Source organism: Haliscomenobacter sp., from assembly GCF_033763495.1.
Lineage (GTDB): Bacteria > Bacteroidota > Bacteroidia > Chitinophagales > Saprospiraceae > Haliscomenobacter.
The window spans coordinates 1-19681 of sequence record NZ_JANRKL010000247.1 but is presented as its reverse complement, the minus strand read 5'-3'; the positions used below and the strand labels follow the sequence as shown (position 1 = coordinate 19681).

Below are 19681 nucleotides of genomic sequence, written 5' to 3'. Positions count from 1 at the left end.
CAAGTCTTTTACACGACCACCGCGCACCAGCACGATAGAGTGTTCTTGCAGGTTGTGGCCTTCACCCGGGATGTAAGCAATCACCTCGATGCCATTCACCATACGTACCTTAGCCACCTTACGCAAAGCGGAGTTTGGTTTCTTCGGAGTCGTTGTGTACACACGCGTACAAACACCACGCTTTTGAGGGCATGCGTTCAAGGCGCGGGACTTACTCTTGACAACCACTTTTTCTCTGCCGTTGCGTACCAGTTGGTTAATAGTAGGCATATCCTGTTTTCGTTTAAAAAATCCTTTGTGAACTTCTCCACGAATTGCTTCGCGGAGAATCAATTACGGGCTTTTGGAGGGAATAGATAGACCTTTCCCCGAAAAGCGAGTGCAAATGTACAATGATTCGTGGGAATAACCAAATGGTTTTTGAAAAATAATTCATCGATGTTTTGATTTCAGCCACTGTGTTAATTTTTTGCAGATTCAAATTTTGCAGGCTAATATTTAACAATATGGTTGTATTTTTGAGTATCACCAAAAATTACATGCATCTTAATTTCAATCCCAAAACAATACTGCCAATGAAAAAGCTACAACTCATCTATTTTATTGTATTTTCTGTATCCTGTTTTACATCACTTACTGGCCAAAGTAGAAATTTTTGCCCCAGACTTTGGTTTTCTTTCAGTGATACAGCCGTTTGTTATGGCGATACTTTGCGCAATGTTAAGGTGTACTCCAATATAGATGCCTATAGGGTAAGGTTGGCACTGCTACCTGGCTACCGTGGTCAAGATTATGGCCTATATCATTCTGGAACACAAGTTTATCCTGATATCCCTTTTTCAAAAATCAATGATACTTTATATGAAGCCACTTTCCATCGTGTAGCATTACCAGCAAATCATTTTGGATACGTTGGAGGGCAAACTTTTGAAATTCATGCATTATTGGACCAGTTTCCTGCCGAAACTTCAAATTGTCAGCCCTTACCTTATGCTTTTTTTACCATTCTTTACCGAGAGACTAGTGGATCTGGTCGTTGGGACAATACCATCTTGTGTAACGGCCAAACAAATGTGCCAATCCAACTTGGTAGTGAGCATGAATTGGTTTACGACCAGGTATGGACCAACAACAACCCCAATATTGGCTTGCCTGCTACGGGTAAAAACCTGATTCCAAGTTTTGTAGCCAGCAATCAAACAGGACAAGACCAGGTTGCCACCATTACCGTACAAGCCGTTGCTAGAGACGGTCGAAATGTTTGCCCAATCAGTCCCAATACCTTTACGATTAAAGTTACCCATGTTAAACAACCCAGAATCCAGATGCCACCTAGCCCACAAATAGTTTGCTATGGAGATACTACTCAGCCGATCGAACCAATTGTGATCCATGATGGCCCTTATACCTTACGCTGGAAGGCAGTAGGTTGGGTACCTACTGGAATTCCTGCTGATACTGGACGCTTAGCGTTCCCTTCTTATGTAGTCGACACAAGACAACCAGGTGCAAATTGGATTGAGTTTCAAGCTGAAGCCAGTGGCCAATGTAGGTCTGAAAAAAGCGCTTTTTATTTTATACACCGACCTAAGGTGGAGATTAAACCTATCGAAGATCGCTGGTTTTGCAACGGTGCTTACAGCAACCCCATTACTTTTCCAGGAAGAGAATACCGGATTGAGCACCGCTGGACAATGAAGCCAAGTCTACCCGGATTACCGACTCAAGGAATTGGCGATATACCTTCAAAATTTTTGGTTCACCAAGGTAAAGAGTCTTTATCAGCCAATGTAGAGGTTTCAGCAAGTCTAGTACCAGAGCTATGGTTTATGGATTATAATAACGAATGGGGTTCCAATTATTTTGATGTATTAAGCAACAGCGATATACCCGTAGTAAATCCCAAAAGTACGGTATTGTATGCTGCCAATGCCAAGGTCTCTAAAATCAAAATAATTCCCCAGCCTCATTTCGCTTGGTTGCGGCCTAAGTACGGTGAAATTCCGCTAACGACTCCCGCAGATACACTGATAATCAGTGGAGATGGAAATTCACTTTATGCTATTAACCAGACTCAGGGCTTGGTTTATAAAATCAGTACCACAAGTAATCAAGTAGAGAGCCAAAACAATTTGCGAGCCACCATTCGATGTAGCGCACTTAGTTCAGATGGTCAAAAACTCTACTTTGCCCTACGCGGTCAAACTACGCTACTCGTTCTGAATGCACAAACCTTAACTGCAATCGAAACCATCACCTTACCCGGTCGTATTGAATCTATGTTACCTTTTCCTGATGGGACGGGTTTATCCCTTCGTTTTTTGGATTCACTAAATATTGGTTTGTGGGATTTCACCAGTAAACGTATAGTGGCACGTTTTGGGGTAAGGCCTGGTATCAAGTTCTATGCTAACGCAAAAGCCGTGAACAAATTATACATCTATGATGGCAGTGCTTATCCCATTCGCATTACAGCTGTAAATCTCGCCAAACGTGCCCTGGACACCATAATTTACCCAGATATAAACGTACAAGGTCAAGTCCCCATTGGTAGTGCTTATGAATTATTTCCCAACTACCGGGGAGATTTAATCTACCTCAACACTTATCCGATCTCATATCTGGATACTTATCGAGATACCCTAATTCAAGATCAGTATTTTACTTCGGCTAAAAAAATCCTCTTGATGGATTATGACGAATGCGAAAGTGAAGCTCAAACCTTTAATATAACCCTAAGAGGGAATCCCCTACCACCCAAAATTGAACTCCCCCTCACCCAAACCCTCTGCCCAGGAGTAATGAGCAAAAGTATTGCGCTCAATGAATTGTATCCAGGGCTTAATTTCCGTTGGGCCAAGGTCGATTCAATTCGCGACATCAATACGGATGCCCCCAACTCAGGGTATGGGACTATTCCTTCTTTTAAAGCGCCCATTTCGGATCACAACTTTCTGCACCAATCGGAGTTCAAGCTGTATCCGAGTTTCAAAATAAACGATAGTGTATGTGTAATGCCGAGCTTAAAGCTGCATTACAATTTCATTGGTTCTTTCAGAGCATATGGCATCCCTGACGTTCCTGACCAATTGCTCACTACAGGTGCAAAAACCCAAGCCGTCAACCTGAGCTTTTATGCCAATGAGATTACCCGTTTGAAATGGACAAATGACAACCCCAGCATTGGTTTGCCTGTAAATGGAGTCAATAATATTCCTTCCGTTGTAGCACAAAATCCTAGCAACAGTCAAACCCAAGTGGCCAATTTCAAAATCAGCAGAGAAATATTGCTCAACACCGATAACATTTGTAAGGACACTTCGAAAAGTTTTCAGATGCGGGTGCTGCCTTTCGCAGTGCCCAGCGTAGACTCAATTCCCAACCTTACCATCTGCTATGGTGATTCTATACCCCGCATTAAATTTAAAGGGCCTGTAACACAAGCCAGGTATCGCTGGCGTGTAATAGAAAACCCTGGCTACAATTTAGCCGAAAACGGGGAAAACACCCTGCCGGCATTCCGAGCTTACCGGGGTTCGGGTCGGGGTGACCAGGAGGAGTTGATCAAGGTTGTGGTAACTCCGGTAGCCAATGTAGGGCAAGATTCAAGTGTGGGCAAAGAACGTCAGTTTAATATCCTCATTCGCATAAAAGCAATACCACAGCCTCAAACTGATCAGGTCTTTTGTCACAACGAGCATGCTAACCTCAATCCCTACCCTCCGTTTTATTCTTTTGCACAATTTTCAAAGCCTTCTTTGTTGATTCCTATTAATCCTGATGTTGCTCCGCTGAACTACACCACCAACAACGAGGGACTACAACCCGATAGTGGAATCTTCAAGTTATGGGTAAAATACCCCGACCAGGTTTGTGCAGTTGATACTCATCGGTTTGAAGTTAAAGTATTCCCTCGCCCCACTCTACCGATTGTAGAGCAATTCAATACTTTATGTTCAGGAACGATTTTCCCGGGTGTAAACTTCAACACCAATATTCGTGGATTTGATTTGCGCTGGACCAATTCTAATCCCAACATTGGTTTGCCTGCAAGTGGGCAAGGTTCAATCCCCAGTTTTCAAACCCAGGCGAATTCTTCCCGAGATGAAAATGCGGTCATCAAACTTTCAGTTTTTGCACAGGGGAGTAATCAGGAACTTTGTGATGATTTATTCTCCGAGTTCAATGTACGCGTAATTGCTAGGCCCAAACTTAGTTCACTTGCGGATTTGACACTCAATACTTGTGAACCGAGCCTCAATATTGGGTTTTCCAGTAATGTGCGTTTTACAGGTTATCGCTGGACCAATAACCGCCCCGATTTGGGATTGGTTTCAAGTGGATTGACTAATTTACCTCCATTTACCCCTGTTAATACCTCTGGTCGAGCGGATACCATGACCATTGTAGTAACTCCTTTCTCATTCAACCAATGTGAAGGGAAAGCCGAGTCTTTCCGCATCATTATTTTGCCTAATCCCGAACTCAATAAAATCCCAGATATGGCCCCCTGCTGGGAACAAGTTGTCAATCCAATTAATTTTGGGAAGGTGCCAGAAGGCTCATTGGTGAAATGGGAGATTGATCAAGCCATCGGCCTGCCTTTACAAGGGACAGGTAACATTCCGGCGTTTCGTCCCAGCCTAAATGCCAGAGGTAAAAGTGCCAGCATTAAGTTTCGCTTAAGTTTTGAAGAACAATTGAGTTATGCTTACCGATCAGACAATGGTTCTGCCTGGATCTCTTGGCTGGATGCACAAAAAAATAACATCAACAATAGTTTAAATCTGGCCATCAATCCTATTGTAAATGCCAACCTGCTCATGCATCCATCCGGACGTCGCCTTTATGCAGCAGCGCCAGAAAATACGGTAATCAATGTTTTTGATCCTTTGCGGCATGCCTTATTGACAACTATCGATCTCAATCCCGCGTTCAGTACCTGCTATTTCCTGAATCATGCCGTACTGAGTAGGGATGGAAACTTCATTTTTATTAGTAAAAAGGAATGTTCAACCATTTCCATCATCGACACCCGCAGCAATAGCATTACAGAGGACATCAGCACAGGGATGCCGGTAGGGGCTCTTGCATTGAGTGCAGATGGGAACAAATTATACGCATTGAGTGAGTTGGGATTCGAATTGGTTACATACGATGCACATACCTGGAAACTCTTAAAAAGGGTAAGTATTAATCTCGACAACGGAGTCAGCGACTGCCTTATTGATCCTGGCAATGATCAGTTGCTGATTTTGAACAAAAGTCAAAAAAAGCTTTATCGCCTTGACCCCAGTTCAGGAACTGTCAACGTGCGCCTCAATTTGAGTGGAGAACCTTCCGAAATGAAGATTCCCTCCAATGGCAATTTGGCTTATCTTTCATTACAACCGCAAGGCGTTTATAGTTTTGACCACAAATCCAGCAATCCTGCCCTAAGCCGAGTGCCAGGAACCAGTCCGGCCAGTGCATTCAGCCTCAGTACGAATGAAGAGAGCCTCTTTGTTACTCAACCTAGCCGCAATACAATTCTTCAACTTCGCACCCGGGATGCATACATCCAAGATTCTATTCTACTTTCCTTAGGAGCACCACTGGGTATCGCGGTTGTTCCTCCACAACAGTGCAGCCCAGGATTGGATAGTTTTCACTTGAGTTTTAAAGATTGCCTGCAGGAACCTATTCTAAAATTGGATTCCCCAGACCGAAACCGGATTGGCACCAAGCCCCCAAGCACACCACAAGATCAACGCTTATGGGAAAAAAATCAGGTGGATTTACAAGGTGTTCAATTCATTGTAGGCCTCATTAGCCCCAATCCTTTTCAAGACATCACCAAGTTGCCGATTTATGCCCCTTATGATTGCACCCTGAGGCTTACACTGTATGATGTGATGGGGCGGCAGGTAAAAGAATTGACGCCTGCTATTGCTAAAGGTTGGGCTGAAATCCAAATCTCAAAATCAGATGTACAACAGGCTGGAATGTATACTCTGGTGTTGAAAACAAGTACAGGTTTTTTCAGTAGGAAGATTGTGTTCATAGGGAAATGATTTATAACAAAAACCTTTACCTTCATCCCATGAACCCACTGCCACAACTCGAATCCTACACCATCCGCACCTTTGACATCGACTGTCACAAGCAGCTGACCATCCCCGCATTAGTCCGCCTGATGCAAGAAACAGCCATGCAACAGGTGCTCGATCTGAAAATTTCGGTTTGGGACCTGGAGGAATACAAACTGGCCTGGGTGCTCATCCGCAAGCGTATTGAAGTGCAACGTTTACCGCTGCTGGGGGAAAAAATCTCCATCTACTCCTACCCTACTGGTGCCTACCGGGTGTTTACTTATCGCGATTTCAGGGTGTACGATGAAGCGGGGCTACAAATTGCCAGCGCCAGTACCACCTGGTTGTTGATGAATACTGAAACCCGGCAGATGAGTCGCATACCAGTGGAGTTGTTGGCGCGTTTTTCGGGGTATTTCCCGCCTAAGGAAAGTTGTTTGCCGCATGCACTGGATCAGCTACCCGCGATGAGTAAACCTGTAGCAGATCGCACTTACCAGGTTGGCTATTACGATCTGGATTTTATCAACCACCTTAATAACGTAAATTTTGTCAAGTGGATGCTGGAAGCACTACCTGATGAAACCGTGGGCCTACAAAAGTTTTACAGAATGGATATACTTTTTTTAGCAGAAGGGAATTTGCATGACGAGATCAATACGGAGTTCGAACAAGTTGATGAATTCACTTATTTGCATCGCCTGGTTCGCTATGAGGATAAAAAAGTATTGGCCATGGGACGTACGATTTGGGGGTAAATCAAACACTAACGGATATGCTTTGGACATCTTGAAGCCACCTATAAAAGTGATGAGTGATATCCTATTCATCACTCATCACTTCTCACTCTTTACTCCTTCCTCCTCGTCCGAATCTTCTGCTGAATCCACTGTCCAACTTTTCTCCCCTGCTCAGCGCCCAAATCCAGCGCAGGCCGGTAGTGAATCCCACCATACAAACGGCTGATACTCGCCTCATCTGATGCCTGGATGAAAGACTTGAAATTCCGGGCAGTTCGGCCATATTCGACATTGGTGGTATCGTTGAAGGCAAAGTTATCTCCAAAAACGTAGGTCAAACCCTCCGAAGAAGCCCGCGAAATTACACTATGCCCGCTGGTATGTTCCGGAAATGCGGGTGTTTGTAAGAAAGGCCGCCAGTCCTGGTTGATGTACTTATTGATGTAGGTTTCGGGGCGCACCAGGTTATAGTGGTACTTGGCGTGCCAACAACTGATGAAGCCTTCCAGCAAACCAATGGCCGTATACAAATAAGCTTCCGAAGATTTAGCGTAATCTGCCTTTTCCATGCGTGAAGCCAACATGGCAATGTTCATCCAGTGTCCACCGGGAGTAACCTTTTTATCTGCAAACATCACGTGGCCTGCGTGGTGGGATACAAAAGGGTTGTCGTCCCAGAAGTAAGCAATTTCCTCCCGTTCTGCACGGTCAGCTCCATCCAGCGCATAAAGCACCTCTTCTACCGTTTTGTAAAACAAACTGCCTTTGCTGGTGTCAAATTTGGGTGGCGGTGGTGGCAAAAACTGGCCAGCCGAATCCAGGGTAAATGGCCGGATTTTGCTCCAGTGCGGCTCAGCAGCGTCCTTGTAATCGGGCGGGGTAGGTTGCCAGCGCTCTGGGTCACTTTCATCTACCGTAAACTTAGGGAAAGTCCGGGTTTCCTTGTAATTGTCCTTCTTAGTGTGCTCGATCACAGCCTGACCAACGGCAGTCCCATAGGCAATCGAGCGGTCGAATACCTCTTTGCGAATGCCCGATTTTTTCTTCCATTCCGCATAAAGCCCTTCCCTGAACTCATCCATCATGTCTTCTGAAAAGGTCAAAGCTTTGCCCACCGTCAAAAAGGCATGTACTCCTGCTAGGGGGAAACAATACTCCTGGCCTGCTTCAGGCTGAGGGAACTGAGTCAGCCAAGGGATTTGTCCAGCCAAAGACTGGGTGCTTGAATCTGCATGGCGCCCCGCTTCAAAACCAGCCAGACTGGAATAAGCGTAAATCCGGCTAGCCACGGGCGGCGAAAAAATATCGTGAATGATGATTTCATTCAAAGCGTAAACCGAGCGGTGTAGGTACTCGGGGTTTTCGGCTTCAGCCTGGTCATAGTCTTTTTGACAGGCCAACATTCCAAATGCAAGACTGCATAACAAAATGTAAGTATGTTTCATGTTTAAGTAAGTTTCATTTAACCACAAAGGTCTTTTTTTCCGCCCCAACGCCCTTCAAAGTCAGCGACTTCCAGGCCTTCGGCAGTTTGGTTTTTAATTGCACAATGCCTTGATCAGTGATGTCCAAGCCGCCCAAACCCGCCAGGATGGCTTGCAACATTCCCCCGGCTCCGGTGGCAAAATAGGGATTGGTACCACCTGCTGTTTCTGCCAATACCCCAAAAGGAGGCACCTGGTTGGGTTGGTAACTTTTTTTGAACATCTGGTAAGCTTTTTCGGCATCACCCAGGCGACCGTACAAGGCCGCCAATACCGACCCGCCCATCGCGGGGCCATCAGGAGCCATGCGGGGTTCGTAGTAGGTCAAATCCTTGCGGATACTGGCTTCATCCTTGATGATATCCAGAGGAAAGGACAACAAATTCACGTCGGCCTGTTTGATGATGGCGCCATCGTAGGTAGCGTTCTCTTTGGTTGTGCCGTCCGGGAACTTGAGAATGGGGATGTTTTGCGCAACATGCTCCCAGTCTGGATCTGGCGTCAGGCCCAACTCTCTGGCAGTCTGGTTGGCAATGCGCAGAGAAGTAATGGCCATTCCATTCGTAAAGGCATTATTGTCAATGTTCTCTTGCCATTCGTTGGCTCCGATGACGTTGTTGATGTCGTATTTGCCGGGGCCGTTGCGTTCTACCCGGCTGGCCCAAAACTCGGCAGCAGCCTTGATCACGGGCCAGCCCCGTTCGCGCAACCAAAGTTTGTCTTTGGTCACCTGGTAATATTTCCAGTTGGCCCAGGCAATGTCCCCGGTGATGTGGTGCTGAAAAGGCCCGGTGAGTGCCCATACGGGTGTATCTTCCGAGCCATCCGCACTGGATTCCCAGGGATACATCGCCCCTTTGTAGCCATGTGAAAAAGCGTTGCGTTTGGCGGCTTCCAGTCGTTCAAAGCGGTAATCCAGTAAGGAGCGGGCGATGTTGGGTTGCAACATCAGTACGGGAGGATACATCCAGAGCTCGGTGTCCCAAAAAACGTGTCCGTTGTAGCCCAAACCCGACAAACCCATCGGCGAAAGGCTATATGCAGTGCCCTCTCTGGCAAAGGAGTAAAGGTGGTATACGGCAAAACGCACGGCCCGCTGTGACTCCAGATCACCTTCAATGATGATGTCACTTTCCCAAAGCTTGGCCCATTCCGCTTCATGGCGTTTCAGCAAGCGGGAAGTTCCTTCCAGTTTGGCAAAAATGGTGAGGCGTTCCGCTTCATTTTGGGGATCCTGAAAATGAGCGGAGGATACCGCTGAACCCACCAGCGCAAAACGATAGGTTTCACCCGCTTTGAGTTTTTTGGAAAACTTGGCCAGGTGCATATTGTAATCCCAGTCCTCGTGGATGATCCGGGGCTCTTGTCCGTGTGCTTCCTCAAAAACAAAACTGGTGGATGCCGCCACTTTGAGTTTGCCACTCGGGCTATTCGCTACGGAAGTCATCAAAGGAATGGTGACATGGGGTCGATCGATTTCGCTGTAGTAATTGCGTACATCGCTGAGGTGATCAGGCGCTTCGATGACGCTCATCGGGGTGATGGTGAGGTCTTTTTTGGCCCGGAATTCTACGATGCTCATGGCGGTAAATGGCAAGTGACGCAAAGACATCAGAGTGTGTTTGACGCTCAGCTTATCCCCCACTTCAAAAGTAGTGCTCAGCTCCGCCTTCTGCATGTCCAGGGTTTGCTGGTAATTGCTGATGTCGGCGCGACCCATCCGGCGACCATCCACATCCAGATTCATGTTGATGTGGTTGAACGTTTTGAGGATGTTGGATACCCGGCCCCGCTGGTAATAATCGTAAACCCCGTTGAGCACCACGTCTTTGACGCGCATAGGCTCAGGAGAAGAGACCAAACCGACCATCCCGTTGGCGACAGTTACACCAAAATACTTGCTTGGATCAATGTTCCTGGCTTGAACATGCCAGGGCGAATCGGCCAGGTTTTGGGACCAGGTCAAATGACCAAATCCAGTACAGAACAAAATAAGTGCTAATCGTTTCATTGTTTCATATTATTGATTCCAATTATTATGGGGTAAAATTCGGGATTGAGCAAATCTATAATAAATCATCCATCTAGGGATGGTAATTTTTGTCACCAATAAAAGAAATGAAACTTGGGCTTGCCAATCGAACTCATTTCCAGCGTTGGAGCAGGTATTTTGATAAAGGATAAGCCCTGGAAAACCGTACGCAACAGCGGGCTGCGGGTTCGAATCCGACGCAAATCGACATCCAATGAGAGGTAATACTCCTTTTCCCGGGGGATATTGGTCAGGCTATAACTGTCATTGGCATCGGTATACACATTGCCGTAGGCCCCAAACACCCCATCAGCACCGAAACCAACGGCAACGTTGAGCCAGCGGGGAAAACGACTGGTTTCAGATAGTTTTAAAAAAGAGGATGGATTAATCGAAGCCCAGACGGTCATGCCGTTGTAGTCCTTAATAAAGGCCTCCAGGTAGTTATCCCCGTAGAGGCCATGCGCAATTTGGCGTACCGTAAGTGGAGGACCACCCTTATTGCCCGGAATGAGGGTACTGGGGTAATTGGGCCGGGTATTCGACACCTTGAACATCATGCGTTGTTCTTTCCACAAGAACTCTTGAGTGGCAAAGGCAGTGACGCCGATGGTATTGGCCAAAAAATCCATTTTTGAAAAGCCCCAACCTGCCGAAAAACCATCCATTACCTCAACGGTGCCCTGCAAAATGGTGCCCACCCCGGCACCAATCCATACCGCAGGTTTGTGTTTCACCCCTGCCCAGCGCATACCCTGGAAAGCCAGGTAACTTTCCGCGTAAGCCGTAATCACGTGCCCGGCTTTGTCCACCTTTTCCCATTCGTCGTTGTTGCCAAACTTGTCGTTGAAAAAATGGAAAGGCCCCAGTTCGTAATCCCGGTACCATATGGAATACAGCCCTACCGAGGCAACCCCGTAGGCCGCCGCCCCGCCAATGCCCAACAAACGGGTGCGTTTGGCATTAAAAGTATCGGAGGGTTCCAGCCACTGCCAGGCCTTTTTTTCCTGCGAAAAACCATTGATGAAGGTCAGGCAAAAAAATAGCATCAGGGTAATTCGCATGAGTGTAACTTTTTGAGCACTTGTTTATTAATTTTGGTACAAAAGTTTGTTTGTACACGTTTGCAAGATAAACGTCTTTTCAAAACGCATCAATACCTAACGCAACATGAAAAAACTGATCCTATCGCTCTGCCTCTTCACTTGTGTATATGGGCTCATGGCCCAATTACCTGCTTATCTGGATGTAAAAGTAAGTGAATCCCTGGAACGCCAACCTACTTCCATGGAATACCATCTGCGGGTGAACCCCGAGAATGGAGAATACGACCTTGACCGCGATTTTGAAGCCCAACGCAAGGTCATGCGCTCGCGCATCAAGGAAAATGAAGGGCAACTAAAGCAATTTTTAGACGCCAATAAAGTGAAATACACCCTAAACAGGGACGAAACCTATGCGATTTCGCAGGAGGAGATGCCTTTTTCTATTTTTAAAATCAAGGTCAACAACAAAACCGAGCTGGACAACCTACTCATCTTGTTGCGACAATTGAATTATGTAGAAGGCAACATTGGGGATAAAATTTACCCTCCTGTTCAAAACGATGAAATAAATCTGTTTGAAAAACTGTACAACAAAGCCCGTAGCAAAGCTGAAAAAATGGCAAGCATCATGAACTGCACCCTGGGAAAGATCCTGGAGGCGGAGGAACTGGACCAAAAAGACCTGGACTATTATGGCATGGTAGAAGAAGGTAGCTATGAGCACATTTACGGCATTCAACGGGGCAATCCCTTAAGTTCAACTACGGTGATGTCCATGCGTTTTCGCTTTGAACTCGTCAAAAAGTAAATACCTAAAAAAAACCTAAAAACCAGCTGCTACAATTTCATACCAGCATTCGGCCATTTGGTCACCAAAAAATGGCTTTTCATCTAGCAAAGCCAATTTTAACACTTTTTCGAGCAACTCTTTTCCCTCTATTCTCGTCTTTGCTGATAAGAAGTTTACCCGACATGGCAACGCCAATTCACCCTTGTCGTTGCCCTTTTTAACATTTAAACCTGATATTATGAAGCGTCTATTAATGTCCTTAGCGCTAGCTTTGCCTATGCTGCAACTGCTTGCTACTCTGCCGATTGAAAATGTGCTATTGAGCACCAGAGTAGATGAACGCGCCCTCATTGTTCAACTGGCCAATTTGCAAAAGGAAAAAACGGTACTCACGCTGGAAAGCCTCGACAGCCGTGAAACCTTTCACGAACAAGTCATCAATGACCACAATGGCTATAGCGCCCGCCTCAACCTGAATAAGCTGCCCAAAGGCCGTTACATCCTGCGTGTGAAGCAGGGCAATGGTAGCCTGCGCCAGGTACTGGTCGTTGATCAAAATTCGATTTTGTGTTCCAAAATTGCGGCTGATTGATGAATCGAGACTAGGCGCAGCAAGTTATCTGTCGCCAAAGAGCGGTTTATCATCTTCATAAAGCCATCAGACATTATTGAATCATTAAGTATTCCATGTTGCTCATTTGAGTTTTGTTATTTTTGGTTTTTGGAAGCGGTTAGTTTGTGTGCGATAAACTAGCCGCTTTTTTTTCATCTCAACACTTCTAAACAAACCAAATTATGAGCAAAAAATGGATACTTATCCTGGGTTTGCTGTACTCATACCTGGGCTTTGCGCAGGACAAACAACCCTTGTCGTATTACCTTCCGCAGATCAGCTACGACCCTAAAATTCCCACCCCTGAAGCCTATCTGGGGTATCAGATCGGAGAATGGCACATCAGCCACGACCAACAATTGGCCTACATGCGCAAATTGGCCGAGCTGTCACCCCGCTTCAAACTCACCGAATACGCCCGCAGCTACGAAGGGCGCCCTTTGGTGTACATTGCCATTACTTCCGAGCGCAATCACCAAAATCTGGCGGACTTAAAAGCCAAACACCTACAAGTCAGCAACCCTGCTGAGGCCGAACGGGTTGATTTAAAAACCACACCGCTGGTCGTTTACCAGGGTTTTTCCATCCATGGCAATGAGTCCAGCGGGGGCAATGCCGCCGCCCTGGTGGCCTATTACCTGGCCGCTGGACAGAGTCCAGAAATTGAAAAACTGCTCAACGAGGTAATTATCATTTTTGATCCCTGTTTCAACCCCGATGGTTTCCACCGCTTTTCCACCTGGGCCAATCAACACCGGAATCGCCACCTCACTGCCGACCCTCAGGACCGGGAGTACAGCGAGGCCTGGCCCGGCGGCCGTTTCAACCACTACTGGTTTGACCTCAACCGCGACTGGCTCTCCGGGGCGCATCCTGAATCACGGGGGCGCGCCAAAATATTCCACGAGTGGAAGCCCAATATCCTGACCGATCACCACGAAATGGGTTCCAACTCCTCTTTCTTCTTCATGCCAGGGGTAAGTACCCGCGTAAATCCCATCACACCCAAACAAAACCAGGAGTTGACCATCAAAATTGGGCAATACCACACCAAATACCTGGATGAGATTGGTTCCTTGTATTTTTCGCAGGAAGGCTACGACGACTTTTATTACGGCAAAGGTTCCACCTTCCCCGATGTGCAAGGTTGTATTGGTATCCTGTTTGAACAAGCCAGCTCGCGGGGCCATGTGCAGGAAACAGCCAATGGTCTGCTCACTTTTCCGTTCACCATTCGCAATCAGGTGCGTACTGCCCTTTCCACCCAAAAAGCGGCAGTGGAACTCAAGCAAGAGTTGTTGGAGCACCAAAAAAACTTCTTCCAATCGGCCATCCAGGAAGCCCGCAATGACAGTCGGATGGGCTTTGTGTTCGGCGATCCCCACGATCAAGCGCGTACCGACCGCTTGTTTGAAATCATTCGACGCCAGGATATCGAAATGTATCATTTGGGCAGCAAAATCACGGTGGACGGAAAAACTTTTGAGCCCAATCAGGCCTTTGTGGTGCCTTTGGAACAAAAACAATACCGCCTGATCCGGGGTATTTTTGAAACCACGACCAGCTTTGAAGACAGTATTTTTTACGACATTTCCAGTTGGGCCCTGCCCCTGGCCTTCAATGTGCCTTATGCAGCTTTGCCCAAAAAAGGTACCGCAGCCAATGTAATGGGGGCAAAAATAACGGGTCCCAAGCCCGAGCGCACGCCCGTAAGCCCACCCGCACTAAGCAACTATGCCTACATGCTGGAATGGGAAGATTACTACGCGCCTCGTGCGCTCCAGTTTTTGCAGAGCAAAGGCTTGCGCACCAAGGTTGGCATGCAGCCCATCACCTTGCAGGGTAAAAAGTACGACATGGGCACGGTGATGATTCCGGTACAAAATCAAAGTGCTACCCCGACCGAAATCCACGGGTGGGTGACGGCAATTGTTAAAGAGCTGAATGTACACATCGACGCGGTTAGCACGGGCTTTACGACCGAGGGTATCGATTTGGGGAGCAACAATTTCCTTACCCTGCGCCAACCCAAGGTCATGATTGTGGTGGGTGAAGGGATGATACCAAGCACCGCCGGTGAAGCCTGGCACCTGCTGGATACCCGTTTCGACATGGCCGTATCCAAAGTGGAAGCCGACGACATAGCCCGCTCCAACCTCAGCCGCTACAACGTAATTGTGCTGGGGGATGGTACCTTCCAAACCATCAATGCAGCTGGAGTCGCCAAACTGAAAGAATGGGTCAACGCGGGCGGCACCCTCATCGGCATTCAAAGGGCAGTGACCTGGCTGAAGAACCAGGGTATTGGCTTCACCACGTTTAAAGAATTCAAAAATCCGGAGCAAAGTGGCCGCCGCCCTTATGGCGAAATTGCCGACGACCTGGGTGCACAGGAAATCCCCGGGACTATTTTTGAAGCGGAATTGGACCTGAGCCACCCCTTGGCTTTTGGCCTAAAACGCAGCAAAATGCCGGTATTCCGCGATGGCGAGGTGTTTATGGAAAAATCCAAAAACCCGTATGCGTCGCCACTGGTCTATACTTCCAGCCCCCTGCTGGCAGGTTACCTGAACCGCAAATATACCGACATTGTGAAGGGTTCTGCGGGAATCGTGGTCAGTGGTACGGGCGCTGGTCGGGTGATTTATATGGCGGATAATCCAAATTTCCGGGCGCATTGGTATGGGACAAATCGGTTGTTTTTGAATGCACTGTTTTTTGGGAATTTGGTGAATGGTGCGGGGTTGGAGTCGGAGCGGAGGGAGTAACTAAGGTGGCCATTTAGTGTCTTGGGTTTCTTAGGTGGTGAGCATATTTTTTTTTCACCACCTAAGAAATATAAGGCACCAAAGGGACACCTTAGCAATTATTACACCTCATTTTACAACCTGTTTTACCAGCTTCGTGCCCGCTATTGCATCATAAAGGCTCAAAGTTCCTCGGGTATACAACATGCTGACGAAATAAAAAAAAGCCACAACCTGCGGTACGACCAATAGTATCCATACCCAAATCGGGGGCTCCATCTCTTTTTTGATATAAAACGCCAGCCATTGGACTCCCCAATGCGCAATTTCCCAAGGCAATAATTTCAATGCAGTGCGGATCAAAATTCCCTGGGTACAACTGGAGCCATTGTTAATCATTTCCACCTGAAGCCGCAAAGCCCGTTTGCCAATGGTCGCTTTTTTGCCGCTTTTTTCCTGGAGAAAAAAATACAAAAACACGGGCAAGGTAAGCGTTGAAAAAGCGATCAACTGACCAGCAGCCGGGCTGAATTCCATACTTCCCATTTTTTCAAAACCAAATAACAAACCCACCAGCCCAAAGAGCAGAATGGCGTAGCCGATGACGAAGCAATAGTCGAGTAAAGCAGCCGCAATTCTGCTGAGGATGAGGTTGAGGGTAGTGGTTTTGGGTATGGTGTTTGGCATGTTTTTTATTTTTTGTTCAATTTATATTGGTTCTTTCAATTCTATTTAATTTTTATAAACCGCTGGAGTAATATTTTTCAGCAAAAAAAGGCCATCAAAACATTTCCCAATCAGCATGGTGGGGGTATTGTCCAAATCAATAAAAGTATCACTAACGGTGAGGTTGTCATCCAGCCAGCTGCGTTGTTGCTTGATTTTGTTTGGGAAATCAAAAAATACCGCCTCGGTTTTGAGTTTGGACACTATCGCTTTAATGTCCTTAGCTCCTGTAGCGGGACTCAGGTTTTCCGTTTTTCGGGCATTGTTGGCAAAGGAGCCTTGGCCAGCAAAAAAACCGATGGTGTACAGATCATTGGGCAATGCAGCCTTCAAAATTTCCCCCATCACCAGTTCTTTTTCATTGTACTTGGAAATGTGGTAATTGTGGGCCGAAATGATGATTTTTTCCTGAGGGTACAGTTCTTTAGCGTACCAGAGGACATTAGCGGCCATGATTGAATCGCGGGCAGCCCAGCGTTGCCGCAATTGTTTTTTGTAAGTTGTGAAATAGTATAGGTAGGCAATCCGATTTTCGATGGATTTTTGAATGACCATGAAGTCCGTTTCTGCTTTTTTGTCCAACATAAATTGGGGCTGATGCGCTTGCATGGACTGTAAAATTTCTTGATAAGCCTGAATGATGCTGTCTCGTTTTAAGAAATGGACCGGGGTCAATTCAACCCTTTGAATGTCGCGCACAAAGCTTTGGTTTTGAGTCTCCGTTTCACTCAGCAGCTTGCTCAATTGAGGGCCAATTTTCCCGAATTTTTGCTGAAAAAAAGGAGCAAATGAGCCTCCACTTTTTTGTGGATCAAAACCACCTAAAACCAAGTCTTCGTTTTTTTGGGCATAGCCCATTAGCGATACAAACTCTTCACTTTGCCAGGGGCCAGTCAGGCGGTAAATCATGTTTTCCACGGCCAAAACCGATCGATTGTGGTTGAGGGTGTTAACCTCCCCTATCCCCGATTCCAGAAGCAGCACTTTGTAATCCAATTTTTGATGTAGGTATTGAATGATGCGGTTTTTGAGCAGATTGACCTCCTTGCTGCCATGGTTAAATTCTCCTAAAAGGATTATTCGTTTACCAAGCAGGGCTTTTTTTAGTCCTTTTAAATCTTCAAAACTGGTATCCTGGGTCAATTCAATCGGATCAGCTTTTTTGTCGAGGTAACTTTCCCATCGTTTAAATAAGGCCTCATTGTTTTGAGCGGATCCCATTTTTCCCATCAACCAACTTAACAGCAAAAGCAAGATCTTCTTTTTCATAAAATTGAGTAGTTTCCATTAATTCGGACTGCTATTACACAAAAATATTGCAATATTCCTTAAAGAGAGACAAACAACTTTGGGTTTAGTTGCTCAACATTTGGTATTGAATGGGGGTCTTTGAAATAAACATCAATGGCCCAAAAGGGATTTTCAATCTATTAAAATTCCCCCAACAATTCCCTATCTTTCGCTCAACAGTCCCAACTATGAAAAGAGTAGGCTTCCTAACCCTTCTATTGCTGAGTTGCAGCGCAGTTGCGTTGGCAAAAATCCGCCTTGAGGTGAGGGTTGGTGCTCCCCTACCCTTGCCAGAGTCCGGGCTGTATCTGGCTGCTAGTTTCAACAATTGGAATCCGGGAGATCCCGTATTCAAGCTTAGTCAGCAGTCCCCGGATTTGTACTACATTGAGCTGGATCAGGCATTTTTGCATTTTGAATACAAGATCACTCAAGGCAGTTGGGCCTACGTTGAGGGAGATTCCACGGGCGCCTTTATCCCCAGCCGCAAGTACGATTTTTCCTCAAAACAACAGCTGGTCCAAATTGAAGTAGTAGGTTGGGAGAAAAGGGCTTTTTACCAAATGGTCATCAAACAAATCCCGACCAATACGCCCCACGATGCCACCCTCTACCTCGTGGGAAACTTCAACAACTGGAATCCGCGCGATGAAGCGCACCGCCTGTACCGCCAGCCCAATGGCACCTACCGAGTCAATTTTTCAACGGAGTTGGAACGTATCGAATTCAAATTTACTCGTGGCACCTGGGAGTCGGTGGAAGGGCAAGAAAATGGGCGCATGCGACCCAATCGGGTTTTATTTCGCAGCCAAATCAAGGCCAATCAGCCCCTGGAGTTTGAAATTGCCACCTGGGAGGATTTATCGGGGTCGGGCAATTTATTGGCCTTTGCCTGGTACGACATCATCATTTTGTTTGCGGCTTTGCAAGGTTTTTTGCTGGTTTTGGCCATTCCAACCATTCAGGATTTCAACCGCAAGGCCAATCGCTGGTTGGTTTTTCTGCTGTTTTTTGTGTCTTGTATGCTTTTGATCCGTACGGTGGGCAACCAGCGGGACATTGCGCAGGTTTTTCCCTTTTTGCAGTTTGTTCCCGATTTTTTATTGTTGGCCTATCCACCGGCCTTTTACTTGTATGTACGTCGACTTTTGTTTCAAAGTGACAAATTTTCGCCCCGGGTTTTGTTTCATTTTATCCCCAGTGCCTTACAAATATTGGCCTACACGCCTTTCCTTCTGGCCGAGGTGGCCGCGCTGAAAGTAGATGTAGTCAGCCATGATGCCAAGGGCTGGTGGGCCGTTCATACCGTGTCGGTATTGGGGTGGGTTTCCAACGCCTTTTACACTTACCTTTGCTTGCATGCCATTCAAACTTACCGCAAGCAGTCACAGCGTAGTTATTCTTTTGAAGAAAACCTGCATTTTTTGATGACGGTGCTGATCATCATGGGCATTTGTTTGATCATTTGGGCTTTTACTTTGATTGTAGCCGGAATTGGTTCGATCAATGAAACCGAAATTTGGTTGTTTACGGAAAGAAGCGGCGACCTTGTTTGGCTCATTTTCTCCATCATTCCCCACTTGTTGGGTTATTTTGCCATTCATCAGCCCGAAATTTTTAAAGTGGCGCAGCCCGTCTCACTCTTCAATACCACTCCTGAATTGCCCATCGAAGAGGTAAAAGCAGGTCACTTGAGTGAGAAGAAAAGTGAAGACATCGGTGAAGATCATTTACAGCGCCTCAAACAGCAGATTGAAAGTTACATGAGCCAGCACAAACCCTACACCAACCCCAAACTGACCCTCAACGAACTGGCTGGTATGCTCAAACTACCGCCTTATTTGTTGTCTAAAGTCATCAACGAAGGGTACGATGTCAATTTTTTTGACTTCATCAATGGCTACCGCATCGAGGAGTTCAAACGCCGGATGGAAGACCCACACTTCCAGCACTACACCTTGTTGAGCATTGCTTTTGAAGTAGGGTTCAACTCCAAAACGGCGTTCAATCGTTCTTTTAAAAAAATCACCAACCAGTCGCCAAGTGAGTTTTTCCAGTCGGTGAAGGTTTAGCTTCCGCAACCTCCGCCACCACAACCACCGCCGCCGCAGCCGCTACCGCCACTACAGCCGCTGCCGCCAT

Annotated in this window: 12 protein-coding genes; 6 read left to right on the top strand and 6 right to left on the bottom strand. The window is 46.6% G+C overall.

All coding sequences use genetic code 11. From position 1 onward, the window contains the following. On the bottom strand, window positions 1-270 hold a 270-nt coding region (rpsL, locus tag SFV55_RS29165; protein WP_320033130.1), incomplete at its 3' end, for a 30S ribosomal protein S12. Window positions 271-575: 305 nt separating this feature from the next. Between rpsL and SFV55_RS29160 the strand changes: the two genes are divergently transcribed. Together SFV55_RS29160 and SFV55_RS29155 are read left to right on the top strand one after the other, a co-directional pair. Beyond that, window positions 576-6053 (top strand): T9SS type A sorting domain-containing protein, encoded by a 5478-nt coding sequence (locus SFV55_RS29160; RefSeq protein WP_320033129.1) that lies wholly within the window; start codon window positions 576-578, stop codon window positions 6051-6053. Between the two features lie 29 nt (window positions 6054-6082). Further along, window positions 6083-6829, top strand: a complete 747-nt coding sequence (locus SFV55_RS29155) for an acyl-[acyl-carrier-protein] thioesterase (RefSeq protein ID WP_320033128.1) — start codon at window positions 6083-6085, stop codon at window positions 6827-6829. A gap of 92 nt (window positions 6830-6921) precedes the next feature. Here the strand turns inward: SFV55_RS29155 and SFV55_RS29150 are convergent, their stop codons facing one another. The 3 genes from SFV55_RS29150 to SFV55_RS29140 form a co-directional block, all read right to left on the bottom strand. Next, complete coding sequence (locus tag SFV55_RS29150) at window positions 6922-8256, bottom strand: vanadium-dependent haloperoxidase (RefSeq protein WP_320033127.1); 1335 nt, start codon at window positions 8254-8256, stop codon at window positions 6922-6924. 13 nt (window positions 8257-8269) lie between these two features. Continuing rightward, a complete protein-coding gene (locus SFV55_RS29145; RefSeq protein WP_320033126.1) occupies window positions 8270-10306 on the bottom strand; it encodes a glycoside hydrolase family 65 protein in 2037 nt (678 codons plus the stop codon). A gap of 92 nt (window positions 10307-10398) precedes the next feature. After that, the gene (locus SFV55_RS29140; RefSeq protein WP_320033125.1) at window positions 10399-11391 is read right to left on the bottom strand and encodes a DUF2279 domain-containing protein; all 993 of its coding nucleotides are present in this window, start codon (window positions 11389-11391) and stop codon (window positions 10399-10401) included. Between the two features lie 106 nt (window positions 11392-11497). Between SFV55_RS29140 and SFV55_RS29135 the strand changes: the two genes are divergently transcribed. The 3 genes from SFV55_RS29135 to SFV55_RS29125 all read left to right on the top strand — a co-directional run bounded on the left by SFV55_RS29135 (window position 11498) and on the right by SFV55_RS29125 (window position 15544). Further along, a complete protein-coding gene (locus SFV55_RS29135) occupies window positions 11498-12181 on the top strand; it encodes a hypothetical protein (RefSeq protein ID WP_320033124.1) in 684 nt (227 codons plus the stop codon). Window positions 12182-12401: 220 nt separating this feature from the next. After that, window positions 12402-12755: a hypothetical protein gene (locus SFV55_RS29130; protein WP_320033123.1), complete on the top strand. Its 354-nt coding sequence runs from the start codon at window positions 12402-12404 to the stop codon at window positions 12753-12755. A 203-nt stretch (window positions 12756-12958) separates the two neighbouring features. Continuing rightward, entirely contained in the window at window positions 12959-15544 is a 2586-nt protein-coding gene (locus tag SFV55_RS29125; RefSeq protein ID WP_320033122.1) for a M14 family zinc carboxypeptidase, read from the top strand. Between the two features lie 108 nt (window positions 15545-15652). Here the strand turns inward: SFV55_RS29125 and SFV55_RS29120 are convergent, their stop codons facing one another. Together SFV55_RS29120 and SFV55_RS29115 are read right to left on the bottom strand one after the other, a co-directional pair. Then, entirely contained in the window at window positions 15653-16210 is a 558-nt protein-coding gene (locus tag SFV55_RS29120) for an RDD family protein (RefSeq protein WP_320033121.1), read from the bottom strand. 45 nt (window positions 16211-16255) lie between these two features. Continuing rightward, window positions 16256-17518, bottom strand: coding sequence for an erythromycin esterase family protein (locus SFV55_RS29115; RefSeq protein WP_320033120.1), 1263 nt, complete (start codon window positions 17516-17518; stop codon window positions 16256-16258). Between the two features lie 209 nt (window positions 17519-17727). Here SFV55_RS29115 and SFV55_RS29110 point away from each other — a divergent pair, with 209 nt between their 5' ends. Beyond that, window positions 17728-19611: a helix-turn-helix domain-containing protein gene (locus SFV55_RS29110; RefSeq protein WP_320033119.1), complete on the top strand. Its 1884-nt coding sequence runs from the start codon at window positions 17728-17730 to the stop codon at window positions 19609-19611. Window positions 19612-19681: the final 70 nt, after the last annotated feature.

What these genes read in the sequence shown, in the direction of transcription:
- SFV55_RS29160 (WP_320033129.1), top strand. Translation starts at nt 576, where the DNA reads ATGAAAAAGCTACAACTCATCTATTTTATTGTATTTTCTGTATCCTGT.
- SFV55_RS29130 (WP_320033123.1), top strand. Translation starts at nt 12,402, where the DNA reads ATGAAGCGTCTATTAATGTCCTTAGCGCTAGCTTTGCCTATGCTGCAA.
- SFV55_RS29150 (WP_320033127.1), bottom strand. Translation starts at nt 8,256, where the DNA reads ATGAAACATACTTACATTTTGTTATGCAGTCTTGCATTTGGAATGTTG.
- SFV55_RS29125 (WP_320033122.1), top strand. Translation starts at nt 12,959, where the DNA reads ATGAGCAAAAAATGGATACTTATCCTGGGTTTGCTGTACTCATACCTG.
- SFV55_RS29115 (WP_320033120.1), bottom strand. Translation starts at nt 17,518, where the DNA reads ATGAAAAAGAAGATCTTGCTTTTGCTGTTAAGTTGGTTGATGGGAAAA.
- SFV55_RS29135 (WP_320033124.1), top strand. Translation starts at nt 11,498, where the DNA reads ATGAAAAAACTGATCCTATCGCTCTGCCTCTTCACTTGTGTATATGGG.
- SFV55_RS29155 (WP_320033128.1), top strand. Translation starts at nt 6,083, where the DNA reads ATGAACCCACTGCCACAACTCGAATCCTACACCATCCGCACCTTTGAC.
- SFV55_RS29145 (WP_320033126.1), bottom strand. Translation starts at nt 10,306, where the DNA reads ATGAAACGATTAGCACTTATTTTGTTCTGTACTGGATTTGGTCATTTG.
- SFV55_RS29140 (WP_320033125.1), bottom strand. Translation starts at nt 11,391, where the DNA reads ATGCGAATTACCCTGATGCTATTTTTTTGCCTGACCTTCATCAATGGT.
- SFV55_RS29110 (WP_320033119.1), top strand. Translation starts at nt 17,728, where the DNA reads ATGAAAAGAGTAGGCTTCCTAACCCTTCTATTGCTGAGTTGCAGCGCA.
- SFV55_RS29120 (WP_320033121.1), bottom strand. Translation starts at nt 16,210, where the DNA reads ATGCCAAACACCATACCCAAAACCACTACCCTCAACCTCATCCTCAGC.